The 26393-nt window shown below is 42.3% G+C and carries 24 protein-coding genes and 1 pseudogene; 14 read left to right on the top strand and 11 right to left on the bottom strand.

Annotation, left to right across the window (positions count from 1 at the left end; genetic code table 11):
- Nucleotides 1-43: 43 nt before the first annotated feature.
- Entirely contained in the window at nt 44-2485 is a 2442-nt protein-coding gene (locus B5D54_RS01275) for an ABC transporter permease (RefSeq protein ID WP_078924660.1), read from the bottom strand.
- The gene (locus B5D54_RS01270; protein WP_078924659.1) at nt 2482-3162 is read right to left on the bottom strand and encodes an ABC transporter ATP-binding protein; all 681 of its coding nucleotides are present in this window, start codon (nt 3160-3162) and stop codon (nt 2482-2484) included. Before B5D54_RS01270 ends, B5D54_RS01275 begins: the two co-directional genes overlap by 4 nt.
- Here B5D54_RS01270 and tesA point away from each other — a divergent pair.
- The 3 genes from tesA to B5D54_RS01255 all read left to right on the top strand — a co-directional run bounded on the left by tesA (nt 3161) and on the right by B5D54_RS01255 (nt 7019).
- Nucleotides 3161-3790 (top strand): multifunctional acyl-CoA thioesterase I/protease I/lysophospholipase L1, encoded by a 630-nt coding sequence (gene tesA / locus B5D54_RS01265; protein ID WP_078924658.1) that lies wholly within the window; start codon nt 3161-3163, stop codon nt 3788-3790. The genes B5D54_RS01270 and tesA overlap by 2 nt on opposite strands.
- A 150-nt stretch (nt 3791-3940) precedes the next feature.
- Nucleotides 3941-5137: an enoyl-ACP reductase FabV gene (fabV, locus tag B5D54_RS01260; protein WP_078924657.1), complete on the top strand. Its 1197-nt coding sequence runs from the start codon at nt 3941-3943 to the stop codon at nt 5135-5137.
- A gap of 232 nt (nt 5138-5369) precedes the next feature.
- Nucleotides 5370-7019, top strand: a complete 1650-nt coding sequence (locus tag B5D54_RS01255) for an ABC-ATPase domain-containing protein (protein ID WP_078924656.1) — start codon at nt 5370-5372, stop codon at nt 7017-7019.
- Nucleotides 7020-7060: 41 nt separating this feature from the next.
- Here B5D54_RS01255 and B5D54_RS01250 read toward each other — a convergent pair whose 3' ends face one another.
- Complete coding sequence (locus B5D54_RS01250) at nt 7061-7684, bottom strand: DNA-J related domain-containing protein (protein ID WP_078924721.1); 624 nt, start codon at nt 7682-7684, stop codon at nt 7061-7063.
- A gap of 231 nt (nt 7685-7915) precedes the next feature.
- Here B5D54_RS01250 and B5D54_RS01245 point away from each other — a divergent pair.
- Nucleotides 7916-8488, top strand: a pseudogene (locus tag B5D54_RS01245) (DUF2238 domain-containing protein); the annotation flags it as partial.
- 22 nt (nt 8489-8510) lie between these two features.
- Here B5D54_RS01245 and cutA read toward each other — a convergent pair.
- From cutA to B5D54_RS01230, 3 genes are all read right to left on the bottom strand, one after another.
- Nucleotides 8511-8861, bottom strand: coding sequence for a divalent-cation tolerance protein CutA (gene cutA / locus B5D54_RS01240; RefSeq protein WP_078924654.1), 351 nt, complete (start codon nt 8859-8861; stop codon nt 8511-8513).
- A 23-nt stretch (nt 8862-8884) separates the two neighbouring features.
- Entirely contained in the window at nt 8885-9541 is a 657-nt protein-coding gene (locus B5D54_RS01235; protein WP_078924653.1) for an HAD family hydrolase, read from the bottom strand.
- 133 nt (nt 9542-9674) lie between these two features.
- Nucleotides 9675-10202: a hypothetical protein gene (locus tag B5D54_RS01230; protein ID WP_242004483.1), complete on the bottom strand. Its 528-nt coding sequence runs from the start codon at nt 10200-10202 to the stop codon at nt 9675-9677.
- Between the two features lie 160 nt (nt 10203-10362).
- On the opposite strand from B5D54_RS01230, the gene B5D54_RS01225 reads away from it, so the two are divergent.
- Together B5D54_RS01225 and B5D54_RS01220 are read left to right on the top strand one after the other, a co-directional pair.
- Nucleotides 10363-10836, top strand: coding sequence for a CreA family protein (locus B5D54_RS01225; protein ID WP_078924652.1), 474 nt, complete (start codon nt 10363-10365; stop codon nt 10834-10836).
- 114 nt (nt 10837-10950) lie between these two features.
- Nucleotides 10951-12669, top strand: coding sequence for a GGDEF domain-containing phosphodiesterase (locus tag B5D54_RS01220; protein ID WP_078924651.1), 1719 nt, complete (start codon nt 10951-10953; stop codon nt 12667-12669).
- Here the strand turns inward: B5D54_RS01220 and B5D54_RS01215 are convergent.
- The 3 genes from B5D54_RS01215 to B5D54_RS01205 form a co-directional block, all read right to left on the bottom strand.
- A complete protein-coding gene (locus B5D54_RS01215) occupies nt 12613-13674 on the bottom strand; it encodes a S1 family peptidase (protein WP_078924650.1) in 1062 nt (353 codons plus the stop codon). The genes B5D54_RS01220 and B5D54_RS01215 overlap by 57 nt on opposite strands.
- 95 nt (nt 13675-13769) lie before the next feature.
- Entirely contained in the window at nt 13770-14903 is a 1134-nt protein-coding gene (gcvT, locus tag B5D54_RS01210; RefSeq protein ID WP_172459878.1) for a glycine cleavage system aminomethyltransferase GcvT, read from the bottom strand.
- Nucleotides 14904-15140: 237 nt separating this feature from the next.
- Complete coding sequence (locus B5D54_RS01205; protein WP_078924649.1) at nt 15141-15773, bottom strand: helix-turn-helix domain-containing protein; 633 nt, start codon at nt 15771-15773, stop codon at nt 15141-15143.
- A gap of 338 nt (nt 15774-16111) precedes the next feature.
- Between B5D54_RS01205 and gcvH the strand changes: the two genes are divergently transcribed.
- From gcvH to cspE, 4 genes are all read left to right on the top strand, one after another.
- Nucleotides 16112-16492 carry a glycine cleavage system protein GcvH gene (gene gcvH / locus B5D54_RS01200; protein ID WP_078924648.1) on the top strand — a complete coding sequence of 127 codons (381 nt, stop codon included), beginning with the start codon at nt 16112-16114 and terminating at the stop codon, nt 16490-16492.
- 113 nt (nt 16493-16605) lie between these two features.
- The gene (gene gcvP, locus B5D54_RS01195) at nt 16606-19470 is read left to right on the top strand and encodes an aminomethyl-transferring glycine dehydrogenase (protein ID WP_078924647.1); all 2865 of its coding nucleotides are present in this window, start codon (nt 16606-16608) and stop codon (nt 19468-19470) included.
- Nucleotides 19471-19636: 166 nt separating this feature from the next.
- Nucleotides 19637-19873 carry an RNA recognition motif domain-containing protein gene (locus B5D54_RS01190; RefSeq protein WP_078924646.1) on the top strand — a complete coding sequence of 79 codons (237 nt, stop codon included), beginning with the start codon at nt 19637-19639 and terminating at the stop codon, nt 19871-19873.
- 327 nt (nt 19874-20200) lie between these two features.
- A complete protein-coding gene (gene cspE / locus B5D54_RS01185) occupies nt 20201-20413 on the top strand; it encodes a transcription antiterminator/RNA stability regulator CspE (protein WP_078924645.1) in 213 nt (70 codons plus the stop codon).
- Nucleotides 20414-20480: 67 nt separating this feature from the next.
- Here the strand turns inward: cspE and B5D54_RS01180 are convergent, their stop codons facing one another.
- Nucleotides 20481-20795, bottom strand: coding sequence for a DMT family transporter (locus B5D54_RS01180; protein WP_078924718.1), 315 nt, complete (start codon nt 20793-20795; stop codon nt 20481-20483).
- 665 nt (nt 20796-21460) lie between these two features.
- Here B5D54_RS01180 and B5D54_RS01175 point away from each other — a divergent pair.
- Nucleotides 21461-22237: an EAL domain-containing protein gene (locus tag B5D54_RS01175; protein WP_078924644.1), complete on the top strand. Its 777-nt coding sequence runs from the start codon at nt 21461-21463 to the stop codon at nt 22235-22237.
- A 51-nt stretch (nt 22238-22288) separates the two neighbouring features.
- Complete coding sequence (gene glgC / locus B5D54_RS01170; RefSeq protein WP_280523070.1) at nt 22289-23524, top strand: glucose-1-phosphate adenylyltransferase; 1236 nt, start codon at nt 22289-22291, stop codon at nt 23522-23524.
- Nucleotides 23525-23558: 34 nt separating this feature from the next.
- Here glgC and B5D54_RS01165 read toward each other — a convergent pair whose 3' ends face one another.
- Nucleotides 23559-24422 (bottom strand): DMT family transporter, encoded by an 864-nt coding sequence (locus tag B5D54_RS01165; protein ID WP_078924642.1) that lies wholly within the window; start codon nt 24420-24422, stop codon nt 23559-23561.
- 325 nt (nt 24423-24747) lie between these two features.
- Between B5D54_RS01165 and B5D54_RS01160 the strand changes: the two genes are divergently transcribed.
- Both B5D54_RS01160 and B5D54_RS01155 read left to right on the top strand, forming a co-directional pair.
- A complete protein-coding gene (locus B5D54_RS01160) occupies nt 24748-26004 on the top strand; it encodes an aromatic amino acid transport family protein (protein WP_078924641.1) in 1257 nt (418 codons plus the stop codon).
- A gap of 161 nt (nt 26005-26165) precedes the next feature.
- Nucleotides 26166-26387, top strand: a complete 222-nt coding sequence (locus B5D54_RS01155; protein WP_078924640.1) for a hypothetical protein — start codon at nt 26166-26168, stop codon at nt 26385-26387.
- The last annotated feature ends 6 nt before the right edge of the window (nt 26388-26393 follow it).

The raw sequence follows: 26393 nt of genomic DNA, 5'->3' as shown, positions 1-26393 counted from the left end.
CCACCGTTTTTGTGGATAAGTTATTAACTTACTCAATGAATTTCTAATTAAATGCTTTATTCATCGGTGTTAATAACTGGCTGAGTAAACTTCCCACCACCAAGGCTAACGTTAAAAATGTCAGTAACGGCAACAGTAGCCAAATGCCCCAATGCACCTGTGGGGATAACGCAAATCCCCAGTACATAATTCCGGCAACCACCGCATCGGCACCCACACTAGCAATCAACCCAGCTACCAGCGCCATAACACCAAATTCAGCCCAAATAGTGGTGGTTATTCGGCGACGACTTGCTCCAAGCGTCCGATAAAGCTGTATCTCTTGCTGGCGTTGACTCAGACTGAGTCGTAACAAGGTAAAGATAAGTAGTAAACCGGCCACTATTCCCAAGGCAGCTAAAATGGTTATTGCCCACACTATTTGGGTCAGTAGGTGTTGTATTTTTTCCCCCATCAAGCGAATATCCATCAAACTGACGGTCGGAAACTGACGAGATAATGAGTCAAGTAAGGTTTGATGCTCAGCTTCAATCCGAAAGCTCACCATCCAACTTCCAGAGATATTTGACATAACATCATTCGTGAAGATAAAAAAGAAGTTCGGTTTCATTTCCCTCCATTCAACGTCACGAATGGAATTTACCACCGCTTCTACAGACTGACTACTGATCAAAAATGTGAGCGTATCTCCCACTTTGATATCAAGTTCATCAGCTAATTCACGCTCAATAGATACGCCTTTTTCACCTTCCCATCGCCCTGCTACAATGGGGTTGTAACTGGGTAACTCATCTTCCCATGTTAAATTCAGCTCTCTTCGCAACGCGTTCGGCCCTTCTCCATTGTCCACTCGTGCTTGGGCTGGCTGACCGTTAATATCAGTTAGACGACCTCGAATAATTGGAAAAGCGGTTGAACGCTCGATGCCAGCGCTATCTAATGCTGCTAAGTAAGCCTCTTTTTCATAACCCGCGATATTAATAGCAAAGGCATTATGGGCATTATCCGGCAACATTTTTTGCCAATCAGCCAGCAAATCGGTTCGAACCAACCACATCACCGCAAGCAGCATCAAAGAAAGCGATAACGCCCCAAATTGGAGCCCTGTTGTGACGCTAGAACGGTTAATTCGGCTTAAAGCTAATGTCATTGCCGTATTCAATGGCAACCAATTCAGCGCACGGGTAATCAACAAGCTCACCACGGCTAAAATAAAAAATAACCCCAGCATTCCAGCAAGGACCATCCAGACCAATCGGTTTTGCCAATAGACAGCGACCATTGGCACGAATGGAACCAGTAACAGTGCCCCATTTAATAATAATCGAGGCGGTTTTTTGGCCGTTTGCATCACATTAATAGCGCTGATATTTAACAAGTGCCCCAATGGTATTCCTAACGCTGGCACGGCGATTAAGGCACTCGACAGTAATGCCACGAGAATTGGTTTCATACCATAAGTGGGTAATGGCTCGGGTAAAAGATCTGCCAATGGAATTCTTAAGCCATATTCCAGTACGACACCAATCATCCCCCCAGCCAATACAGCCATAACAAATAACAATAACACTTGAGTACTGAGCCAACGAGCAATCCATTTTTTACTTGCGCCCAAGCTTTTTAGCATCGCAATGGTGCGTTGTCGGCTCACGACATAATGCTGACAAGTCAATACTAACGTCGTCGCCGCCATAATAATGACAATAGCTAACGTCAATGACAGATAGTGTTGGGTACGTTCAAAGACTTCATTGGTTCGATTGGCTGTTTCCGTATCGCGCCATGTGTCACTGGGGGTTAATGCAACCGCTTCTTTAAGCTCCCGTAAAGCACTTGGCGCTGCATTAATAAATAAACGGTATTGCACTCGACTCCCCAGTTGTATGGCTCCCGTTTTCTCCACATCCGTTTGATGAATTAACACTGTTGGCATTTGTTGAAATGGATTAAAGCTTAATCCCGGTTGTTCAACCATTCGTCCGCTGATAATAAAATCAGCGTCACCAATGCTCATCACATCTCCTATCACAACATCCAGTTGAGAAAATAAGCGTTCATCCAACCAGAGTTCATTTGCAGAAACCCTCTGTCGGGTATTCTGACCATCAGAGAGCACGAGTTTGCCACGTAAAGGATACTGACTATCGACCGCTTGTACGGTAACGAGCTGCATTCCACGGTCACTGAATGCCATGGTTGTAAACCGAGTCATCTGTGAGGTTGTTAGGGCCTTTTGCTCAGTCAGTTGTACTAATCTTGTCGGTATAGGGTTAGCGGACACAAAGACACTATCGGCAGTCAATGCTTCTTTTCCTTGTTTAACCACCACTTGTTCCATACGTTGTGTTAACGCGGTGAGCGCAAAGATACAAGCGATGATCAAGGTTAGAGCAATAGAAATAGGCCATAACTGACCATGACGAATTTCGCTAAAACTCCATCCGAGAAGACGTCGATTTAACGCCCGTGAAGAAAGAGGATTCATCTTTGCTCCTCCAACAATCCTGAAGACATATAAAAACGGCGATCACAACGCGCTGCCAATCGGGGATCATGGGTGACGAGCACCAGCGTTGTACCGTGCTGCTGATTGAGATCAAACAAGAGATCTATCACTTTACTTGCCGTTTCTTGATCAAGGTTGCCCGTCGGTTCATCCGCAAATAAGATCTGAGGCTCAACCATGAAGGCTCGGGCAATCGCTACACGCTGCTGCTCTCCGCCAGAAAGCTGCGTAGGAGAATGATGCATTCGATGCGCTAACCCAACAGAGGTTAACAATGCTTTGGCTCGTTGTTTATTTTCTGGCTCTCCCTTCAGTAAACAGGGTAAGGTAACATTCTCCAATGCCGACAAGCTGGGGATCAGCAAAAAGCTTTGAAACACAAAACCGACCGAGCGACTTCGGATTGCAGCACGCGCTTCATCATCCAATGTTGATAATGGGTGACCGAGTAGATGAACTTCCCCCTCGCTCGGAGTATCTAATCCAGCCAGTAGAGTCATTAAGGTCGACTTCCCGGCTCCAGAACTTCCGACAATCGCCACACTTTCTCCGGTGTGAATAACCAGATTAATGTCTCGAAGGATTGTCAACGACTCCTGTTTGGTGGAGACTACTTTAGATAACGATTGAACAGAAATAATAACGGAGCTTTGCATGACGAAACGGCTTTCCTTAATGTTGATATGGTTAATGCCTGCGAGCGCACTGTTGTTCGCCGCGCATGTTAGTAGTAACACACTCTTAGTCTTAGGGGATAGCCTAAGTGCGGGATATCAAATGCCCTTAGAGAAAGCTTGGCCAAGTTTATTGAATCAAACATTTTCACAGCAATCCCTAGACATCACAGTTATCAACGGCAGCATCTCCGGTGACACCACTGGCAATGGGCTAGAACGCTTACCCGCTTTATTAGAACAGCATCATCCCCAATGGGTATTGATTACTTTAGGAGCCAATGATGGTTTACGTGGCTTTCCTCCTCACCTTATTGAGAATAACTTACGCGCCATGATCGTGCAGATCAAAGCCAGCAATGCGCAACCCATGATCATGCAAATCCACACACCACCCAATTATGGCCGGCGCTACAGTGAGGCCTTTGCAGAAATCTACCCTCGTTTAAGCGAAGAGTTATCGGCCCCACTGATCCGTTTTTTTCTTGAGCAAGTGATCGTCAAACCAGAATGGATGATGCCAGACGGCCTTCACCCTACACCGGAAGCTCAACCGTGGATAGCACAATATATGACACAGCAGCTCACCCCATTGATCTCCGATTTTTAGACCGCCCTTAACAGAGAATTCAAGTCGTAACTCATTACGTTCGGTTAAATTCTGGTTAAAAGTCTCTTTTTTCATGGTCTAGCTCAAGAAACTTTACCTAGCTTTACGTTATTTTGATCCCTCTCCCAAGTATCAATAGGTGATTTTTTCATGCGCATTGAGCCGATTATCCAAGGTGTGGTCGCTCGCACCGCTCACCCTTTTGGATGTAAACAAGCTGTACTCGAACAGATTCATTACGTTAAATCAGCAAAGCCTATCTCTCATGGCCCTAAACGGGTTTTAATTCTGGGTGCTTCTTCTGGATTTGGTCTCGCGGCTAGAATCGCACTGACCTTTGGTGGGGCAGATGCCGATACCATTGGTGTCTCTTTTGAACGCGGCCCTTCTGAAAAAAGCGTCGGTAGCGCGGGTTTTTACAATAACATCTTCTTTAAGCAACAAGCAGAACAGGCCGGACGCATAGCCGTCAATATCAATGGGGATGTGTTCTCAAACGAGATCAAAGAACAAGTGATTGAAGCCATTGAAACCTACTTTGAAGGTGAAGTGGACTTAGTTATTTACAGTATTGCCAGTGGCATGCGCCGAAAACCGCAATCAGACGAATTTTGGCACTCAGTGATTAAACCCATTGGTGAACCTGTTTCTGGGGCAACCGTTCTATTAGAAAATGATACGTGGATTGATACCACATTACCTCCTGCGACTGAGGAAGAAATTGATCACACCTTAAAAGTCATGGGAGGAGAAGATTGGGAAAATTGGATCGATACTTTAATCAACAATGACTCACTGGCGCAAGGTTGTAAAACCATCGCCTTTTCCTATGTAGGTCCAGAAATGACTCACCCTATTTATTTGGACGGTACATTAGGTCGAGCAAAAATTGACCTTCACCAAACGAGTCATGCACTTAACTTAAAATTGGCCAATTTTGACGGAAATGCCTATGCGACCGTATGTAAGGCATTAGTGACCAAAGCCAGTGTGTTTATTCCTGCGTTCACCCCTTACATCCTAGCGCTTTACCGCGTGATGAAAGAGAAAGGGACTCATGAAGAGTGTATCGAACAAATGCAACGACTGTTCAGTGATAAACTGTATGCCCGCACGCCCGTGCCAGTAGATAGTGAAAGGTTATTGCGTATGGATGACTGGGAATTAAATCCCGATACTCAAACCCGCGTACAAGAGATTGTAGAGCAGATGAATGCCAGCAATTTTGCTGAACTCGGCGACTATCAAGGATTTAAGCAGGCCTTTTTACGTCTCAATGGGTTTGGCATTGAAGGTGTAGACTACCAAGCAGATGTTGATTTATCGCTATTTATGCCATCACGCTAAAGCCAAAGACTCTCTATCCATAACGTCCCCCAGATGAAGGCCAGTACAGGCTTTCATCTGGCTTATAAACACAGTTAAATACAATTAACACGAAACCAATCTCGAGAAAATGCCAAGCAATAGAGACTATAAGCCTTTTCCTTATGGGGGAGATTACTTATCATGCCTTTACTCTATGTGAGGCGCTCCCTATAATCGCCCACCTTTCTCTCTCTAATAAGTGAAAATCGAGATGGATTTATTAATAGCGACACTGAAAAAACTCGAAAAACAGAATTACCGCGTCTATCAAAAGATCAAAGGACAGTATGACTTTACTGATTTTACTCTGTTTATCGACCATATTCAGCCAGACCCTTACGCTTCCCCCTCCCGATTACGTGCAACTCGTGCATGGTCGCTGACTGGTTTAGAGTGGATAAGAAACCAATCATCCGCTTATCAACAAGCGGCCCGTGATTTTATTGCAAGACGATTTGCTGAGTTAGCCAAACAAGAAAATAGTTTATCCATTGCTTTAAATGGGCAAACCGTACTAGACAGTACAGCCGTGGTTTTTAATGATGATGGCATTGAGCTACGCTTTCGTATGAATTTACCCGCTGAAGGGCGAGATATTCTTGCCAAAAAAGCGCTCAACATTTTAACCTTTCATCTCCCTAAATTTATTCGCCGCGCCACACTTGAGCGAGAACTGGATAAAGAGGTTTTAATTCATCACTGCCAAGTTATTGAAGATCAAGAAGCCCTGCGAGATCAACTCAGCGAACAAGGGCTCGTTGCCTTTGTTGCTAATGGCAGTATTTTACCTCGTCTTGCGGGTGACAGCGATCTCCCGATGAAAGAAGCCATTCCCTTTCAGACGCCACAGAGTCTACAAGTGACCTTATCCACTCCCAATCAAGGCCCGATTACCGGAATGGGAATTCCAAAAGGCATAACCTTAATTGTCGGCGGGGGATTTCATGGTAAATCGACGTTGTTAACCGCCTTAGAACGTTCTATCTACAATCATATTCCGGGTGATGGCCGTGAACGTGTAGTCATGGATAAGCAAGCAATGAAAATTCGAGCTGAAGAAGGCCGCTGCATCCATAACCTTAATTTGTCTAATTATATTAACCATCTTCCTATGGGTAAAAATACCCATGACTTCAGTACACAAGATGCTTCAGGTTCAACTTCTCAAGCGGCTTGGTTACAAGAATCGATGGAAGCGGGAGCAAAAACGTTGCTGATTGATGAAGACACCTCTGCCACCAATTTTATGATCCGTGATGAAAGAATGCAGGCTCTGGTGAGCAAAGGAGATGAACCCATCACTCCACTCGTTGATCGTATTGGTCAACTTCGAGACGAATTAGGAACCTCAACGCTGATCGTGATGGGCGGTTCTGGTGATTACCTTGATATCGCAGATACCGTCATTCAAATGCATGACTATCAAGCCATTGATGTGACAGAAAAAGCAAAAGCGGTCATAGAACAACATCCAACGTTACGTCGTAACGAATGCGAAACGCCATTAGCCGTCTTTACGCCACGACACCTTAACCGCAACGCATTGCAAAAGTTGTTAGTTGAAGGGAAATTCCGCGTTTCTGCAAAAGGAAAAGGCTCCCTTCGCTTTGGGAAAGAGTTCACCGATATTTCTGCTCTCGAACAATTGGAATCTGCCGCTGAAATTAATGCCATAGGCTGGTTATGGTTTCAACTCGCTCAACAACCGGGATGGTCAACCAACCCTGCTTTGGAGATGGAAAGGTTACTCGATGGGGAATGGTATGCAAAAATGCCTAACCAAGGCGATCTCGCTAAACCGCGTATTCTTGATGCCATGGCAGCCTTAAACCGTTTACGGAAAGCCCAATTTAAAGGGTAAGGTTCGTCTTCTTTATTCCGCCAATGCGGCTTGTATTGAAACTAAGGTTCTTGGCGTAAAACGTTCCACGCTGCACATAAAATTCGAAACCGCTCTGCGTTGCCGTTATCCCGATCCGGATGCCAGCGCAGTGCAAGTTTCCGCCAAGTTTTCCGAATTTCAAACGAAGAAGCCTCTTCTGTCAATTCAAATAGGCGTAGAGCTTTGGCGCGATCCAACGTTTTAATCGTTTCTCCACCAACAGAACGTTGATAGCGAGTCCAAAACTCATTCAATAAACGTCGAACCTCCCCTTCGCTGGCTTCATAATGTTCCCAACGGGTGTAATAGTCTCGTAACGGATCATTCGCATCAATCACATACTGCGCATGACGAAATATCGGTCGTAAAGCAATATCCATCGCTTCCACTTGCAACCAACTTTTGGGGTACAGCATCTCTTGTAATTGATAGAGGGCATTCATGATCAAAAAATTACGCTTAAAGAGATCTTTATCCGCAGCCGTATCTAAGGTCGGCATTAACTCTTGTTCAATCAAATGTGCCGCCAAGGTGTGGACCTTCCAGCCAGAAGGCTGACGTTTTAGCACTTCCAAAATTGGCCATAGCAATGGATTTTCCATGTACGACTGAAAGGTTGTACTCAATGCTTGTGTGTTTGACATGCGATACCCATAATTTCTTTCATAATGTTCATTCAAAGCTAAAGCAAAGGATTTGTCGAGCCCCATCCCAGCCAGATTGTCAGTTTTTGAACTAGACTCCGCTTCTAAAGCCTCTTATCAGAAAAAACTGAGCCCAAAACACGCTTGAAGTTCATCGCGGGATCAGCGTAATATAAAAATCGAACAGCGTTCAAAATAATTCATTAACGTATATAAGGGAATAAAACCGTTATGATGCTATCGAAACCCATCGCGCTATTTACTTTCGCTTACCTCCCTATTTTTCTTTTTTCTGCGATTGCGCCAACCTCACATGCCGTGTGGATCGCTGAGATCTTACCTGCACTATGTATTCTCTCAGTCCTATGGTGGGTGTCTTATCACGGTACATTAAGCAAAACCGCTTACTTACTCGCTTTCCTCTGGCTTGCACTCCATACCATTGGTGCGAAATACACGTTTGCTGAAGTTCCTTTTGATTGGTTTAACCAACTTCTAGGCTCTTCTCGTAATCATTTTGATCGAGTGGCACACTTTGCTATCGGTCTATACGCCTACCCCATCGCCGAGTTATTACTGCGCAAAAAACTCTGCAACCGTCTGATCGCCTCTTTGTTTGCGCTGTTTTCCATTATGAGTGTGGCAGCAGGTTATGAAATTGTGGAATGGTGGTATGCAGAACTGGCAGGCGGGGAAGAGGGCTTGGCCTTTTTAGGCTCACAAGGTGATATTTGGGATGCACAAAAAGATATGCTGTGCGACACCTTAGGGGGAATCACGGCATTAATGATTCTTAACTGGCAATGCTACCGATCTCCTGAGCGATTTACCCATTCGGGAGTGTGTGCAATCCGTTCGCCTGAGTATGCTGTGAAATCCAAGCTAAGTAAGGGTCAAAACCTTCGGTGATCGGAACCTGCACAATTTGTGGAACTTGATAACTATGTAGGCGAACAATCTCTTGTTCTAATTCCACATAACACGCCTCTCGCGTTTTTATAATCAGCAAAATTTCGTCATCACAACAAACTTCGCCATTCCAGCGATAATGACTCTGAATCGGTAGCGTTTGAATACAAGCCGCTAAGTATTTAGACAATAAGGCCTGAATCATTAACTGAGCATTTTCCACTCGGTTGGTCGTTGTCAATACCATACAGAAGCTTTGATCACTCATGGCTACCTCATTACCCGTTCGTCTTAAAATAGATGCCCCATCAATTCATCCAAATGACTTAATAAGCGAACATTCGGATGATTAAAATGATTCAGCGGACTTAATGGTTGAAGCTGAAAAGTGACCACACCAGCATTGACTCCCGCTTTCACCCCTTTCGCTGTATCATCCACATAGACGCACTCTTCAAGCGGAAAACCCATGTTCATGGCACAGTAACGAATAAGATCCGGCTCAGGTTTCCAGCTATTGGCTTCAAAAGCTGAAAAAATTTTACCTTCAAAACGATCTGCCAACCCTGCCTTAGAAAGTGAATCGACAATTTTTTCATAAGGGGCATTGGAAGCCACACAATATTCAATATGGTGTTGATCAAGCTGCTGTAATAACGATTCACTACCAGGCATCGGTTTCAGTTGCGTCATAAAAATAGACTCAAGCACTTGTCGATAACGAACTTCTAGCAGATCAAGATCCGCGCTCATTCCCGCTAATTCTAGTGTATCTGCCAAGATATCGGCAATTTTTCCACCAGAAAAATGTTGAGCGACATCATGCAGTGTTAATTGTGCACCTAATTCATTGAATACTTGAACAAGAGCCATGCAACATAAACGTTCACTATCGACTAACGTGCCTTCACAATCAAATATCACGCAGCTAAACTTTCTTTTCTTCATATACGACTCCTCCTGTTATCACCGAGTGTATACGGATAGATGCATAACAAAATGATGCAGTTAACAGAATGACGTTAGCTGACATAGTCAAAGCTCATATCTTCAAGCAATGTCACTCTTCTTGAGTGCTTACTTACCGCGCTGATTCAATATAGATATTTCCCGTAAATGAACGCCCTTCCATCCATTTATCAATCACTGCACAAGCAAAATGATCGGGGGTTCCAAAAGCGGCCGTATCATGAATGACAATATCGGAAATCAACAAACTGTGTTCTGTTTCAGTCAATAAAGCGGCAGCAACCGGCTTAGTGTCAACAAAACCTAGAAATAAAGAACAAGGTGCTGAATAAATGATTTGGGTAAAAAACTCCACCAATAATGCTTGCTGTTCTTCTTGTAGGCAACGTGAAGCCTGCAAGAGTGCAAACATAATCGTTAAACGATGAAAATCAACCAGATAAATGCTGTCTAAATGAATATGGTGCTGTGCACTAAACGTCAGTGGGGCGACACTCTGCTGAGCATTGAGTGATAGATAGAGCTCCCGCCCTTTAATACTCTCAGCGGTAGGAAATAAAACATCAACGTGATGACAAAGCCATCTGTTTTTTGTTTCCACAATGGCTTGCATGGTAAGATCGACAAAAGCGTGGGTCATAGTGAGACTTCTTAATATGAAAGCGGTGCATCGATAATGAGCCCTTCATCATCAACATGGACCGAGGTTGAAACCATCTTAACACAATTCTCTCCTGCCTTTCTTATTCATTGCTGCTATCATCCCCCTCAATTAACCATAGCGATTCTGCGAGTATGATATGAAAAAAACAGCCTTAATCTTTGGCCTCTCTTTATTACTGGCGGGATGTAATAAGAATGAAGTGGGCGATGTTTCCCTTGGCTTATTCACCATGAAAGACATCAAAATAACCTCATTAGATGACCCTATCGTGACTGGCGTTACCTGCCATATCGCCTCTATTGAAGCCAACTTGAGCCTTGCAGATCCCAGTGACAGTTCTATCTCGTGCCGCCAAACCGGTGAAATCACGCCTGAAATGATAGCGAATATTGATAAAAGCAAATCAGGTGACGTAGTCTTTAAACAGTCAAAGAGTATTTTCTTTAAATCAATGAAGGTTCGTCGGATTTATGATCCAGAAAATCAGACGCTACTCTATTTATCCTACTCCACCAAAGAAACGTCTGGCAGTTTCAAACACAGCCTATCAACCGTTCCTCTGTGGGGGACACAGGCGTATCAAAATACAAGTACAACTCAACAAAACTAGGCCAAGCGGCATCTATCATCGAGAGGAATCTTGTTTGAAATTGATTCATTGAGCCTAGTTTTACTTGGCGTTATAGTAGGTTAACTATAATGATGGTCAATCCGGTGTATTAATATGTTGCTAACACAAGATCCCACAAACCCAAACAAACCTCCCTTTCTTGAGCATCAGCAGCAACGTTTAATACATATTTTTGATCTCTTTAGCGAAGGGATCTTCCACATGGGGATGGATAAAATCATGACCTTCTATAATCCCCATTTTTATCAACAATTTGGTTTCCATACCTCCAGTCTCTCCTACCAAGAGTGGCTATCCATCGTACATCCGCTTGATAGAGAGAGGCTTGAACAACGAGTAGAAGCACATCTGGAAGAAGAGTCTCGCGTTACGACTGAATATCGGGTCAAACGAAAAGATGGGCAATATCTTTGGATTTTGGCGACAGCGGTAACGAAAACGGTTCAAAATGAACGTTTTTTAGTTGGTAGCCATCGGGATATCTCTGAGCAAAAGAAATTAACCTCTTTTCTACACCAAGCCGCTTTTTATGATGCACCCTCTGGTATGGCCAACACCACCAAGTTATTGCGCGATATTAATGATATTAAGCACCAATGCTCCTCACCTGAAGCTACGCTGATTTATATCCAAATTGAGGATATCCGATCCTACCTCAATCAATATGGATCCGATGTCATTCAACACATTCTTCACCATATGAATCAAGCATTGAGTGCTTTAATTAACCATGATTCTGTTATTTATCGAGTACGAACTGACGATTTTGCTATTTTACTGCGTACCCCAAAGAGCCGTGAACAGCTTCACGCGTTATGCCTAACGATCATGGAACGCTATGCTAAATCAGCCCAAGAACAAGGGTATCTTTTAGGCGACAAAATGAATATTGGTGTTTATCCTCATTTTTCTCTCGAAGAAGAGGCGATCCAAATTCTGAATATAGCTTCGCGTACCTGCCAATATGCAGGAGAAAAAAGTGGCGCTCATATTGAGATTTATAGTGGAAAAACCCAACGAGCGGTTGATCGGTATTTCTTTATTGAGCGGGGGTTAAAAGAAGCCTTATATCAACACGCTCTTTCGGTCAAATTTCAACCAATCATTGATACCCAATCGAATAAAGTGGTCAGTTTTGAAGCTCTCGTTCGCTGGAGATCAAAAGAATTTGGTGAGATCTATCCTGACGAGTTTATTCCCTTAGCTGAGAAAAAAGGAATGATTACGGAATTGGGATACCAAGTATTTGAGCAAGCCTGTCAATTTATTAGCCACTATCGAAGAATTCATGGTGTCATGACCCGAATCAATATTAATGTTTCCGTTTTGCAGCTATTACACAGTAACTTCCCCTCTAACATAAAAATGATGGCAGACAATGCAGGTATTAACACTCAATCCATTGTGTTAGAGCTAACAGAAACGGTTATTTTAGATGGAAACCGACATGCGATAGATCAGTTAAATCGGCTCAGTGAAATGGGGTTTCAGCTGTCATTGGATGATTTTGGTGCTGGGTTAAGTTCTATTTATAGCTTTTTCGACCTCCCCCTTAATCAGATCAAAATTGATCGTACGATGGCACAAAAAACGCTGTGTAATCCAATTTCAGAAGAATATTTACGGTTTATTATTAAGCTATGTCATTCCAAACACATGGATGTGGTTATTGAAGGCATTGAAAACGCCCAAATGCACGAGAAATTCTACCAAATGGGCGTTGATTACTTACAAGGTTACTGGTTTTCTAAGCCTTTATCTTTTGCTACAGCCAGTCGCTACACCCTTCTTTCTACACCGCCAATAGCCTAAGCACATTAACCCAAGCCAAGAAAGAAAATTAAGGCTTCCTCCACTACTTGATGATTCTGATGAAGGTTCAAAAAAAGCTCGTCGCATTTCATCCGTAACAATATAGTCGGCGGTAATAGCCCCCTCTAATACGCCTTTAATCCATGTTTGATACTGAACCACTTCAGTAAAAACTGAGGTGACCTGTGAGTCACCCAACCCATGGCCGCAAACACTAGGGCCAAAACTGGTAATCCCCACTTGTTTTAAATCACCATCATCATTCCAATACACAGGCCCTCCTGAATCACCTTGGCATGTGCCATTACTCAAGGTTGTCGTTGAGTTGATTTCTCCGGAAAAACATAAGTGCGAAGTGTTTAAAGGTTGAGCGATCCCTTGTTGACAACTTGCGTTGGAAACATAACTCAAGGTGGTAAAAAGTAGTTGATCGGTTTCATCTTTCCCCGATTGGGTATTGCCATGCCCTACCGCTTCGAAAATATATGAATTTTCATCATCATCGAAACCATTAGTACCTAAGCGATAATCTGTATTGCTAGGTAATTTAACTTCCCCCAAGATATTCATGGGGTGTGCTAACCGAATAATCGCAATATCATTTGCCCACAACATCTCTGAGGAATCGATATAGTCAGGATGATGAAAAAACTCCGCGCCACGCACGATTTCAATATTTCCATTAGGAAAAGCTGATTCATCATCCGTTTGCGCCGCAGAAGTAAAGAGTAAAATATGGGTGTTTAATTGCCCATCTCCGTCAAAAAGGCAGTGGGCGGCCGTGAGAATATGGCTCTCATCTAACATGGTTCCACCACAGAAACTGCCGACACCATAGACCCCATCGTATTCAATACGATCATAAAATAAGCTAACAAAGGAGGGATACTGAATCAGGGTTGTTGAAGTGCCATTAACAATATAGGGCGAAATCGCCCACTCGGCAGACGCATAAGAAGGTAAAAAAGACATCGAAAGTAGAGTCGAAAGTATCCATTTATTCATAAAATTAACCAATCAATCCATAAACTAATAATATTATGCATCAATGAAAAGCATGGCGCTTGAATTTTTATGCTTAAAATGAATACTTGCTATCGTTAACCGCGAACATAGTGTTGTGGAACAAAAGGCATTTTTTCGACCCGCATGGCTAATCGCTTTCCTCGAACCTCAGCAAAAATCTCTGCCCCCAAAATGGCAAGATCACTTTGTACATAGGCCATAGAAATCGGTTTTTCAGCCGTAGGACCAACGGTTCCACTGGTAACAATACCAACCTGATTGCCTTTAGAATCAAAAAGTTCTGTCCCTTCTCGAACAGGAGCTTTCGTTACCCCAACCAACCCAACACGCTTGCGAGTAACCGTTTTGGTTTCAATTTGGCTTAGAATCATTTCTGCGCCAGGAAAGCCCCCTTCTCGAGCTCCTCCTTTACGGCGTACCGGAGAAATCGCCCACAGTAGACTCGCTTCGACAGGTGTCGTCGTTTCGTTCAAATCATGACCATATAAACAAAGTCCGCACTCTAAACGCAGTGAATCTCGAGCACCAAGCCCTACCCATTCCACCTCTTCAGCTTCAGCCAACATCGCTGCAAAATTTGCCGCTTGCTCTGCGGATAGCGAGATCTCAAAACCATCTTCTCCCGTATAACCACTACGACTCACAATACAGTCAATACCATTGATCTCCATTGGCTGAATATCCATAAAAATCAAATCATGTACTTTAGGCTGCCATCGAGCGAGAACTTCCGCTGCGGCTGGGCCTTGCAATGCGAGTAATGCTCTATCCTCTACAACGTCAAGAATCACATCACTGGGTAAATGAGCTCGTAGGTGGTCAATATCTTGTTGCTTACACGCTGCATTGACGACTAAAAATAAATGATCCCCCATATTAGCCACCATTAAATCATCCAGAATTCCCCCTTGCTCATTCGTGAATAAAGCATAACGCTGCTTACCAACGGGGAGATCCATAATATCGACCGGAACTAATCGTTCCAGAGCTGCCGCCGCCTGCACGCCATATAAGCGCAGTTGCCCCATGTGGGAGACATCAAATAATCCTGCGGCTTGCCGTGTATGTATATGCTCTTTCTTAACCCCTAAAGCGTATTGGACGGGCATATCATACCCAGCGAAAGGAACCATTTTGGCTCCCATCGCTAAATGAAGATCATGTAAAGGGGTCATTAAAAGATCTGGGGAAGTCTGCTGCTGAGTCATTGTCATCTCCATGAATTTCGATTCAAGATAAAAGCCGCCAGCAAGCACGATCATTGCTCGCTAAGTCTAAATTTCCAATAGTAAACAAAATGCGCTAATTTTTGATTATCAACAACGTTCTCGTACTATTACCCATCATATTTAACACCAAGATCACATTTCAGTCAGGATAAGAATCGAGGTTTAGCCCGCCTTTCACAACATCATGCACAATAAATCCACTATTGGAAACCTAAGCTATTTTGCCGTTACCCATAAAATCAAGGCATCTTGTTCACTGCTAGAAACCAGCATATGTCCCATCGTGGCGTCGTAATAAACGCTGTCACCCAAAGAGAGGGATACGGGTTCATAAAACTCACTGTAGAAAATGACTTCACCTTCTAAAATCAGCAAAAACTCTTCACCATCATGACGGATCCAATCTCGATAATCGTCAAAAGCACGAGCTCGAACTCGGCTTTTAAATGGCATCATTTTTTTATTCGAGAGTTGAGTTGAGAGCAATTCATGTTCATACGTCTGTGTTGGGTGAGGTTTACCTTGCCCATGTCGAGTAATATCTCGCCGACCTGTCGCTATAATTTTCTTTGGTGGCTCAAAGAGTTGAGGCATATCAATTTGTAATCCATGCGCTAATTTCTGCATGGCTTGGAAGGTGGGGGAAATTTGCTCATTCTCAATTTTACTGAGTGTTGAACGAGCCAGCCCTGTACGCTGACTCGCCTCTTCCAGCGTAATACCTAACTGGGTTCGAATGGTTTTAATTCTCTGCCCCAATTTTAATGGTGTAATACTATTCTCTACCTCATCATTCACCTGTTTTGCTAAGGTCATCGAGGGGTATTCATCAAGAATGTCTTCAGTCATGATTTATTAGGCTTCTTATTTAGCGCGCATCGTCATTTCTATATTGTGCATGAAGAATTCAAACAAGGCGGTATCATGCCTATAAAACGTGCTTTCTGTAACAAAAAAATCACTTCAGTTTCCTATAGGAAATTTTTTTATTGAACCTCTATTGGCGTAGGCGTATGTTATTAATTTGTAGCAATTGAGTTTCCTATCGATTCAGTGATCGATAGCGCAAAAGTTCTCACCTAACTGTTGCAAACTCGTGGCTGTTTTAGGTGTCAATCGCTCAAGAATAGAGAGCATCGCCTCTCTTTATTCGTTGATCATTCAATCATCTTTTGGAGAACAAACACATGGATAAAGCACTGAAGTTTACAGATAGCCACGAGTGGGTACGTGATAATGGTGATGGGACCGCCACGGTAGGCATTTCCGAACATGCCCAAGACATGCTGGGAGATGTCGTTTTTGTTGAGTTACCTGAAATAGAGAGTGAATACGATGCTGGGGATAATTTTTCCTTAGTTGAATCCGTTAAAGCGGCCTCCGATATTTATGCTCCAGTCTCTGGCATGATTATCGAAGTCAATGATGAACTGGCTGATAGCCCTGAATTAATTAATGAATCCCCTTATGATGCAGGCTGGATCGTCAAAGTTAAACTGTCTGACCCGGCTGAGCTCGATGATCTAAAAGATGCAGACGAGTATCTTCGCTCTATAGAAGAAGAGTAATCAAGGATAAAGCTACCTTTTCTCACCGGTAGCTTTAACTATCACAGGCTTGAAGTATCAGCGTTAACTCAATGAGCTTCATTTCTTATTGTGATTGTAAAAGGTAAAGGAAAATGACTGAACTGCTTCAAAGCCTAGAAACAAAAAATGAATTTATCGCTCGCCATAATGGTCCTAGCAAGGCGGAACAAGCCAAAATGCTCGCTCTCGTTCAAGCAAAAACCCTTGATAACCTCATTGACCAGACCATTCCTGACAATATTCGTTTAGAAGCACCATTACTCCTTCCCGATCCAAAAAGTGAGGCTGAGATGTTGGCCCATCTCAAACGTTTTGCTCAGCAAAATCAGCTCAAACGAACTTTCATTGGCCAAGGTTACTATAATACCTTCACCCCTAGCGTCATTTTACGTAACGTGTTCGAAAATCCGGGCTGGTATACCGCTTACACGCCCTATCAGCCTGAAATATCTCAAGGTCGGTTAGAGTCATTACTTAACTTTCAGCAAATGATCATTGATTTAACGGGCATGGATATTGCCAACGCCTCATTGTTGGATGAAGCCACTGCGGCGGCAGAAGCCATGGCTCTGTGTCATCGAGCAGGGAAAAACAAGAATAATACCTTTTTTGTCGCGGATGATGTCCACCCACAAACCATAGAGGTGGTGAAAACACGAGCCTCTTTCCTTGGGTTTGAGGTACGAGTAGGCCCACTTGAGGAACTCACTCAACAACCTGTTTTTGGCGCACTCCTGCAAAATCCTAGTACAACAGGAGCGGTGTACGATTTAACGGAGATCATTACTCAAGCCCATCATCAAAATACCTTAGTCACGGTTGCCACTGATTTGCTGGCTTGCACGCTGATCAAACCTGCGGGAGAAATGGGGGCAGATGTCGTGATTGGTTCTGCACAGCGATTCGGTGTTCCTATCGGTTACGGCGGCCCTCATGCTGCATTTATGGCAACTCGTGAAGCCTATAAGCGTACTATGCCAGGCCGTGTTATTGGCGTCTCAATTGATAGTAAAGGTAACCGTGCACTTCGCATGGCCATGCAAACTCGAGAGCAACATATTCGGCGAGAAAAAGCCACCTCCAATATTTGTACTGCGCAAGCTCTATTAGCCAACATGGCCGCTTTTTATGCCGTCTATCATGGGCCAAAGGGGCTCAAAAAAATTGCGCGCAGAACTCATCATTACACCGCTATTCTTGCTGCTGGCTTAACACAAGCGGGTTATGAATTAGCACACCATACTTTTTTTGACACCTTAACCATCAAAACCGGCAACACCACAGAAAAGCACTATCAACAAGCCCTAAAAACCAATATCAATTTACGAAAATGGCCAAACCAGTTGGGTATCAGTTTTGATGAAACAACGACCTTAAAGGATATTGATGCGTTATTCTCTCTGTTTGGAATAGAAACATCCATTTATGATCTCTCCACTCAAATTGCGAATCATGAATTAGCCGCTATCCCTCATTCATGTCAACGAAGCTCTCGCTATCTGACTCACCCTGTATTTAATACCTATCACAGTGAAACACAGATGATGCGTTACCTAAAACAGTTAGAAAATAAGGACTTTTCTTTAACCCATGGCATGATCCCACTAGGTAGCTGCACGATGAAATTAAATGCAGCAGCGGAAATGATCCCCGTTTCTTGGCCAGAATTTGCATCTTTACACCCCTTCGTTCCTAAAGAACAAGCGCTTGGATACACAGCTTTAGCGGAGGATCTCAAGCAGAAACTGTGTGAAATCACGGGCTATGATGCCTTTTCTTTACAACCCAATTCAGGTGCATCTGGCGAATATGCAGGGCTCATTGCCATCCAACGTTATCATCAAAGCCGCGGAGAAGGGCATCGCAATATATGCTTAATTCCAAGCTCTGCCCATGGAACCAACCCAGCAACGGCATCCATGCTTTCAATGAAAGTCGTCGTTGTTCAGTGTGATAATCTCGGCAATATCGATTTGCATGACCTTTCTGAAAAGATCAACAAACACCGCGAACATCTCTCCGCCATTATGATTACCTATCCGTCGACCCATGGCGTTTATGAAGAACACGTTCGGCAAGTTTGCGAACAGGTTCATGCAGCGGGTGGGCAAGTGTACTTAGATGGAGCCAATATGAATGCTCAGGTGGGTTTAACCTCTCCAGGTTTTATAGGCTCTGACGTCTCTCACCTTAACTTGCATAAAACGTTCTGCATTCCTCATGGCGGCGGTGGCCCTGGGGTTGGGCCTATCGGAGTAAAATCTCACTTAGCTCCTTTCCTACCCGGCCATGTTGAACAAGGTGTTGATGGAGAACAATTTGCAGTATCCGCCGCTGATTTAGGAAGTGCTTCTATTCTCCCAATCTCTTGGGCTTACATTACTATGATGGGAACCGAAGGCCTTCAACAAGCTTCTAAACTCGCCATATTAAATGCCAACTACATAATGGAACGCTTACGCCCTCACTACCCTATTCTTTATCGAGGAACACACGGCCGTGTCGCCCATGAATGTATTGTCGATATTCGTCCAATTAAAGAACAAACAGGCATAAGTGAAGAAGATATTGCCAAACGCCTCATGGATTATGGTTTTCATGCACCAACTATGTCTTTTCCTGTTGCGGGGACACTCATGATTGAACCAACGGAATCTGAATGCCTTACTGAACTTGATCGCTTTTGTGACGCCATGATTGCGATTCGAGAAGAAATTAGGCAAGTAGAACTTGGGTATTGGTCCGCCAAGGATAATCCATTGATCAATGCTCCACACACGCTTGCGGATTTAACTCTTGAACCATGGCCCCACTCATACACCAGAGAGCAAGCCTGTTTTCCTTCACCTTACGTAAAAGTGAATAAATATTGGCCAACGGTAAACCGAGTAGACAATGTATATGGTGACCGAAACCTGATTTGCTCTTGCCCTAGTGTCGATCAGTATCTGGCATAACGGTTCCTACTTATTCACATAAATGACAAAAGGCGAACGATGATGTTCGCCTTTACTATACCGGTAATTTAAACGATACCATTAAGCAAAATTTCTCTTGATATTATCTTGGTTTCCCATGCATTAACTGCGACAATGCCGTGTTAATCCCTATAAGATGATCATCATGAAATTGTTAGTTAGAAATCTTGCTCGCTCCACAACTGAACATGAGTTACGAGTACTCTTTTCCGATTTTGGACAAGTCACAGAATGTACATTAGTCCTTGACCAAGAAACCGGACTCTCAAAAGGCTTCGCCTTTGTTACTATGCCCAATGATGAAGAAGCAAAGTCGGCCATCACAGCCCTTAACTTAACCCTGTTTGCGAAAAGTAAAATTCGCGTAAAAAAAGCCGATTAATCTTTAAGCAGAACGGGAGCCTCTCGTTCTGCCCCCTCTATATCACCCGTTAGATCAAATAGTTAATCTCTATATTCTTGCTTTGTATCACCATATAGATGCATATCTCTAAATAATTAAAAATAATCCTAGCTATTTAAATCACTCCGTGTATAGTAGCTATCGGCTCTTAAAGAAGAGTTGTTAATGTAAATTCAGTGTAAGTTTAGTGTTATACAAGTCACGAAATCTTTCGTTATACCTGTGTCAACTGCACCTAGATCGACCATTCAGCTTATCTCGGCCAAAAACTCATTCAATTAAAACTTAAGATATTTAGAGGTGACTATGTCTGGTAAAATGACTGGTACAGTAAAATGGTTCAACGAAACTAAAGGCTTCGGCTTCATTTCTCAAGACAACGGTGGTAAAGACGTATTCGTACACTTTAACTCTATCGTTTCTGAAGGTTTCAAAACGTTAGCTGAAGGTCAAAAAGTGAGCTTCAACGTTGAAGAAGGCAAAAAAGGCCCACAAGCGACTCAAGTAACCGCTCTGTAAGCATTTCATGCCAATAATTTCAAAACGCAGTGCCTCGGCACTGCGTTTTACTTTAGAGTAAAAATAGCTAAGAGGCCAGTTTCATCCCAATAATTCCTAACACGATCAGCCCTAAGCTCACAGTTTTAATCCAACTGAATGGCTCACTCAAGAAGATCAAACCAACCAGTGCCGTTCCTACAACGCCGATTCCAACCCATACACTATAAGCCAATCCAAGCGGTAACGTTTTCAACGATAAACCGAGTAAAACAAAACTCACCACTAAACAAATTAATGTAATCATTGAAGGAATGGGTTTACTAAACCCTTCGGTGTACTTAAGGCCAGCGGCCCAAGCAACTTCGCTCAACCCTGCAATAAAAAGAATAACCCAAGCCATCATCATGCCCCTTTCTATCAATATGGGGCCGTCCCCTTATGGAAATAGAGCGGTAAGGTCGTCCTTACTTCGAATTCGCTACTTAGAGTAACAAAAACGCATAATCGACCCAAGCTTAATCATCCTCAACCTCTCGATTCAGAAGATCAATAGAGATGTTCATCACCCTATCCCTCTTCAATCTCTCCTGATCAATAGAGTTTCGCTACGCTTTAGTCTTTTCTACTAAGCCATCTACAATCAACAGAATTTTCCTACAACACATAGCCATTCATCCTCTTTTTATTGCTATTTTTCCACTTTCTAATCATACAAATGTAAGTAAATATTACAGTAAATCTCTATTAGCTATGCATATCACTTTGATGAAAAAAATAAATAACCAAAATAACTCACCACATAAATGATAAAAATATTTTTCTAACTACATGAAAAATATAAATATAATTTTAGAACGGTTTTTTCTCAGCAAAAATAAATCAGATAAAAAACCAATACCATTAACCAAAATCTAATGAAATCACGAATCACAAATACAAGATAGTAACAATCGACACTTGGTAGAGAATGGGACTACAGATAAAAATATTCCGAGTAGGAGATTTCTTAAGTATTATTTGCATCGAAAAATAAGTCCCTATGGAAAGAAGACTAGAACCGCTAAGATGAAAAGCACAAATAACATAGAATATATCAACAATACGGATATTCACGAACCATATATCAAACCTGTTTTTAATAACAAACATGAACTGTCTGGTGGTGAGATTGTCATTAACACTTTTTCAAAAGATGAACGGTTAATTTCATTAAGCCAAATGGCTAATATAGAAAATTGCAGTAATGATAGCTTCATCACTACAAAAAATTTTCTTGAGTCTATTATATATAACTTCATTACCCCTCATGAGGTAAATGAATTTAACTTATACATTAATATTAATGAGCTTTTTCTATCCTGTAACAAATTGACAGAATGCTTATATGGTTTTTGTAGCATATTACTTAACCGAGATAAAAATCTTGTTATCTCTTTAGTTATTAATGATAAAAGTACTTTTACTCATGGATGTCCCCCGTATGGAAAAATATTACGGTCATTTCGTCAACTTGGCGTTAAAATTTGTATAAGAAGCTACAATGGAGACCTCTCTAATTTTCATTATCTAAGTCAATATAACATTGATAGCATCGTGATAGATAGACGATTTATCAGCGCACTAATTGATGACAATGAACATCAGATAAGGTTAAAAAATATCATTAACTTAGCTAAAGATAATAACATGAAAATAGTCATCGAAGGTATTGATACCATTTTACAATATGCTATCACCTCTAAATATAGGAATGCTTATTTTCAAGGAAAGTTATTATGTAAGGCGATGTCATTAGAATATTTTAAGTTACAAATTTTTGAAAGTAACTTACAAGTCATTTAGTGTAATCAAAACCTTCAATGAAGGGATTCCCCAAAATATAAAATAAAGACTATAAATAAGGATCATACAATGTCAAACATCTTAGGCATGATTTTAGCCGGTGGTGAAGGCTCTCGCTTAATGCCCCTAACGAGTAGTAGAACAAAACCAGCAGTACCTTTTGCAGGAAGCTATCGTCTGATTGACTTCGCGTTAAATAACTTTATCAATTCAGATTTAATGCGTGTTTATGTCTTGACTCAATTTAAATCACAGTCGCTCTCTCAACATATGAAAAAAGGTTGGAACCTTTCCAGTATCACCGGGCATTTTATTGATGCTATCCCGGCACAGATGCGCGATGGAAAACGTTGGTATGAGGGAACGGCTGATGCCATCTATCAAAACATTCGTTTCATTGAACTGCAACGCCCTGATCATGTCTGCATTTTTGGCTCTGACCATATCTATAAGATGGATATCCGTCAAATGTTGGATTTCCACAAACGAAATGCAGCAAGCCTGACGGTGTCAGCCATTCGTATGCCTATCTCCCAGGCATCTCAATTTGGAGTGATTGAAGTCGATGAAAACTATAAGATGATCGGCTTTGAAGAAAAACCCGCTCATCCTAAATCTATCCCCGGGGAGCCAGATTGGGCACTGGTTTCAATGGGTAACTATATCTTTGAAACAGAAACGCTCTGTAATGAATTAAGAGCAGATGCTAATAATGAACAATCTTCGCATGATTTTGGCAAAGACATTATTCCGACCTTATACCCCAATGGCAATGTTTATGTCTATGATTTTGCGACCAATATCATTGCAGGAGAACATTCGTCCTGTTATTGGCGAGATGTCGGTACGATTGATTCTTATTGGCAATCACAAATGGATTTGTTAGCTAAAGATCCACTATTTTCGCTGTATAACCCACGCTGGCCAATACATACTTATTACCCACCGCTTCCACCTGCCACGTTTGTGGACGTAGGTAATAACAAAGTAGAAGTGACGGACAGTATGATTTCTGGTGGTAGTTATATTCAGGGTTCAAGAATCCACAAGTCGATTTTAGGCTACCGTACCAATATTGCTGAAGGCTCAATGGTTAATGAATCTATTATTCTCGGTGATGTAAAAATCGGGGCGGGCTGTGTAATTAACAGAGCCGTGATAGATAAAAATGTTGAAATTGCACCAGGGACAACCATTGGTGAAGATTTGGAACTCGATAGACAACGCTTTACCGTTTCAGAAGAAGGTATCGTTGTTATAGCGAAAGGTGCCCGAATCGGATTTTAACCCTCACATGGGTGGGCCTCTCCCACCCATTTCATCATGAGCGTCGAGCCCAAGGCATTCGATAAAGCAATAATGATCCCAGTAATAAAGCACACCCAACCACTTTGTTGAACGGCAAGGTTTCCTGATAAATCCAGATGCTGAATAATAATGTCCACACGGGCTCCAATAACATCAATAGTGCTGCATTAGAGGGGGGAGCATTTTTTTGCCCCATGGTCTGCATCAAATAACGTAAACTGGTTGCCAATAACACACTCAATGTAAACCACTTCCATGTTGTTGAGCTAATCGTCTGTGGCCAGACTTCAAAGCAAGCTGACAGCAATAACCCTAAGCACCCCGCCATCAACAACTGTAATGTCGTTAATAACATGGTGGGTAATTTCGCTGAATATTGGCTATTAAAATTAAAATGCAAAGCCAATCCAAAAGCAGCAACAAGAAACCATAGCTGGTTAGGGGCTAGCTGCCATGCGCCATTCCAAGAAAGTAAAAATAACCCACTGACAGCGACAGGCAGTGAGATCCAAAATGCTCGATTGGGTTTAAGCCCAAATAAGGGCCAAGCCAGTAATGGAACAAACAGCATCGAAAGACTCATGATGAATGCCCCTTCACCCAGCGTTGGGCTAATTGAAATAGCGTATATCCAACAAAAAATTGAACCACCTAAAAAAAAGCCTACGCCCATCGCTCGAAAGCAATCTTGCCATGTTGCTCGCTTAAAAGCAGAAAAACAAAAAGGCGCTAAAATCAACGCGGCGGCAATAAAGCGTAGCCCGATAAAACCAAACGGAGGTAAGCCTTCGATCGCTTGCTTTGAAAACACCCATCCAGCCGCAGCAAGCACCGTTGTCACAATCAAAATCAGTTCAGCACGTAAATGAACAAACATCGTAAGGGTCTGAGTCTTCTTCTTATTAGAGGTAATGGATTGTGCGACAATTCTTTCAAAAACACCACAAGTCACTCAAGCTTATTGATTGTTTATCATATTGATAACAAACGATGACCATCTAAAAACACTTTAAAAATAAGACCATAAACCCAACGCAAGTAATAAATAAAGAATAAAAAACCAATAAAAACCCATTAACCCGGTTTCATTCCATTTTGAAAAGACAATAAAACAGTGTATTTAACTAGCCAATCAAAATGATCATATAAGCTATTTATGGTAGCTTAACCAGAATTAAGGTTTAACTATGGTTTAACTTTTAGTGAAAGAATCTATAAATGTACTGAATTACAGCACCACGAACAATTCATCAACATGGAATACACACGATACGTACTGGACACTGAGCTTATTTGGTACGGCTGTGGGTGCAGGGATTCTTTTTCTACCGATCAACCTAGGGTTAGGGGGATTTTGGCCTTTAATTATCTTAGCCACTCTTGCTTACCCTATGACCTATTTTTCCCACCGAGGCTTGGCACGCTTTGTTCTTTCTTCCCAGCAGAGCCAAGGGGATTTTACCGACGTTATTCAAGAACATTTTGGCGTAAAAGCGGGGCGAACCATTTCTTGGCTCTACTTCTTGTCTATCTTCCCTATTTTATTGATCTATGGTGTTGGTTTAACCAATACGGTTGAGAGCTTTCTGATTCATCAAGCCGCCGTTACACCACCGCCTCGGACTTTGCTTTCTGGGCTTTTAGTATCGGTGCTCTTTTCCATTATGCTCGGTGGGGAAAAAATCATGCTGCGTACTTTTGCCGTGATGGTCTATCCTTTGGCCGCGATACTGCTTATCCTATCGTTGTACCTCATCCCTCGTTGGCATATGCCTTCATTGGATCTGCCTAAACTCACTGAGTTTACTCAAACAATATGGTTAGCAATTCCTGTCGTTGTCTTTTCATTCAGCCATGCTGCCGCTATATCAAGTTTTGCACACGTCCAGCGTCGTCACTATCAAAAACAAGCAGGCGTAAAATCAGAACAGATTTTAAGACGGACCAGTCTATTGTTAATTGCCTTTGTCTTACTTTTTGTTTTTTCATGTATTTTTACGCTTTCGCCAGAACAATTAGTCGAAGCCAAAGAACAAAACATTTCCATTCTCTCCTATCTGGCGAATGTCACACAGAATCCTTTAATGGGAACATTAGGTCCATTTGTGGCTTTCATTGCGATCACTTCGTCCTTCTTAGGGCATTTTCTTGGCGCACGAGAAAGCCTCAATGGACTCATCACCAAACACACTTCTCTTTCTTACTCTACTGCCGATAAGGTCGGTATTTTATTTCTCTTTCTCACGATTTGGATAACCGCCATCCTTAATCCAAGCATTTTAGGACTAATGGAGGCATTATCAGGGCCCGTAATTGCGCTCATTCTGTTTATTATGCCAATGATTGCCGTATATAAAGTGTCGCTTTTACATACTTATAAAAAAAATATCAGCACCTATTTTATTTTTGCCAGTGGGGTACTGGCCGTTTCAGCCCTACTTTTTCGATTGTTAAATTAAGTTAAAAATTCACTCAATTGCCAGTACCTCATCAATACAATTAAGCGACCACATAAGCCAGTTAAATGGGATTAGAAAATATATGGCACAGACTGTATTGACGAATAATTAACCAAGTTCTACCTTATTATGTAGTCTTGATCACATTCGGAGGTCTATCTATGAAACGCAGCAGCCCCAGTTATCGTCTTCAAATGATCAAAGAAGTCGCTAGCCGTCAACAATCTACCGTAACAGATCCCATGGCCAACTACATCCAAACCCTTCTTAGTAAGAAAAGTCTTCAACCATCCCAAAAACAAGAGAAAAAACGTACTTTTTCTGGCCTTCATTTTGATGAACATGCGGGTGGCTGGGTGAGTGACCGCTGGGTGGTAAAATAAGCGAGC

The sequence above is a fragment of the Vibrio cincinnatiensis DSM 19608 genome, from assembly GCF_900167345.1.
Classification (GTDB): domain Bacteria; phylum Pseudomonadota; class Gammaproteobacteria; order Enterobacterales; family Vibrionaceae; genus Vibrio; species Vibrio cincinnatiensis.
The sequence above is the reverse complement of the archived record's forward strand: the minus strand, read 5'-3'. Positions and strand labels throughout refer to the sequence as shown.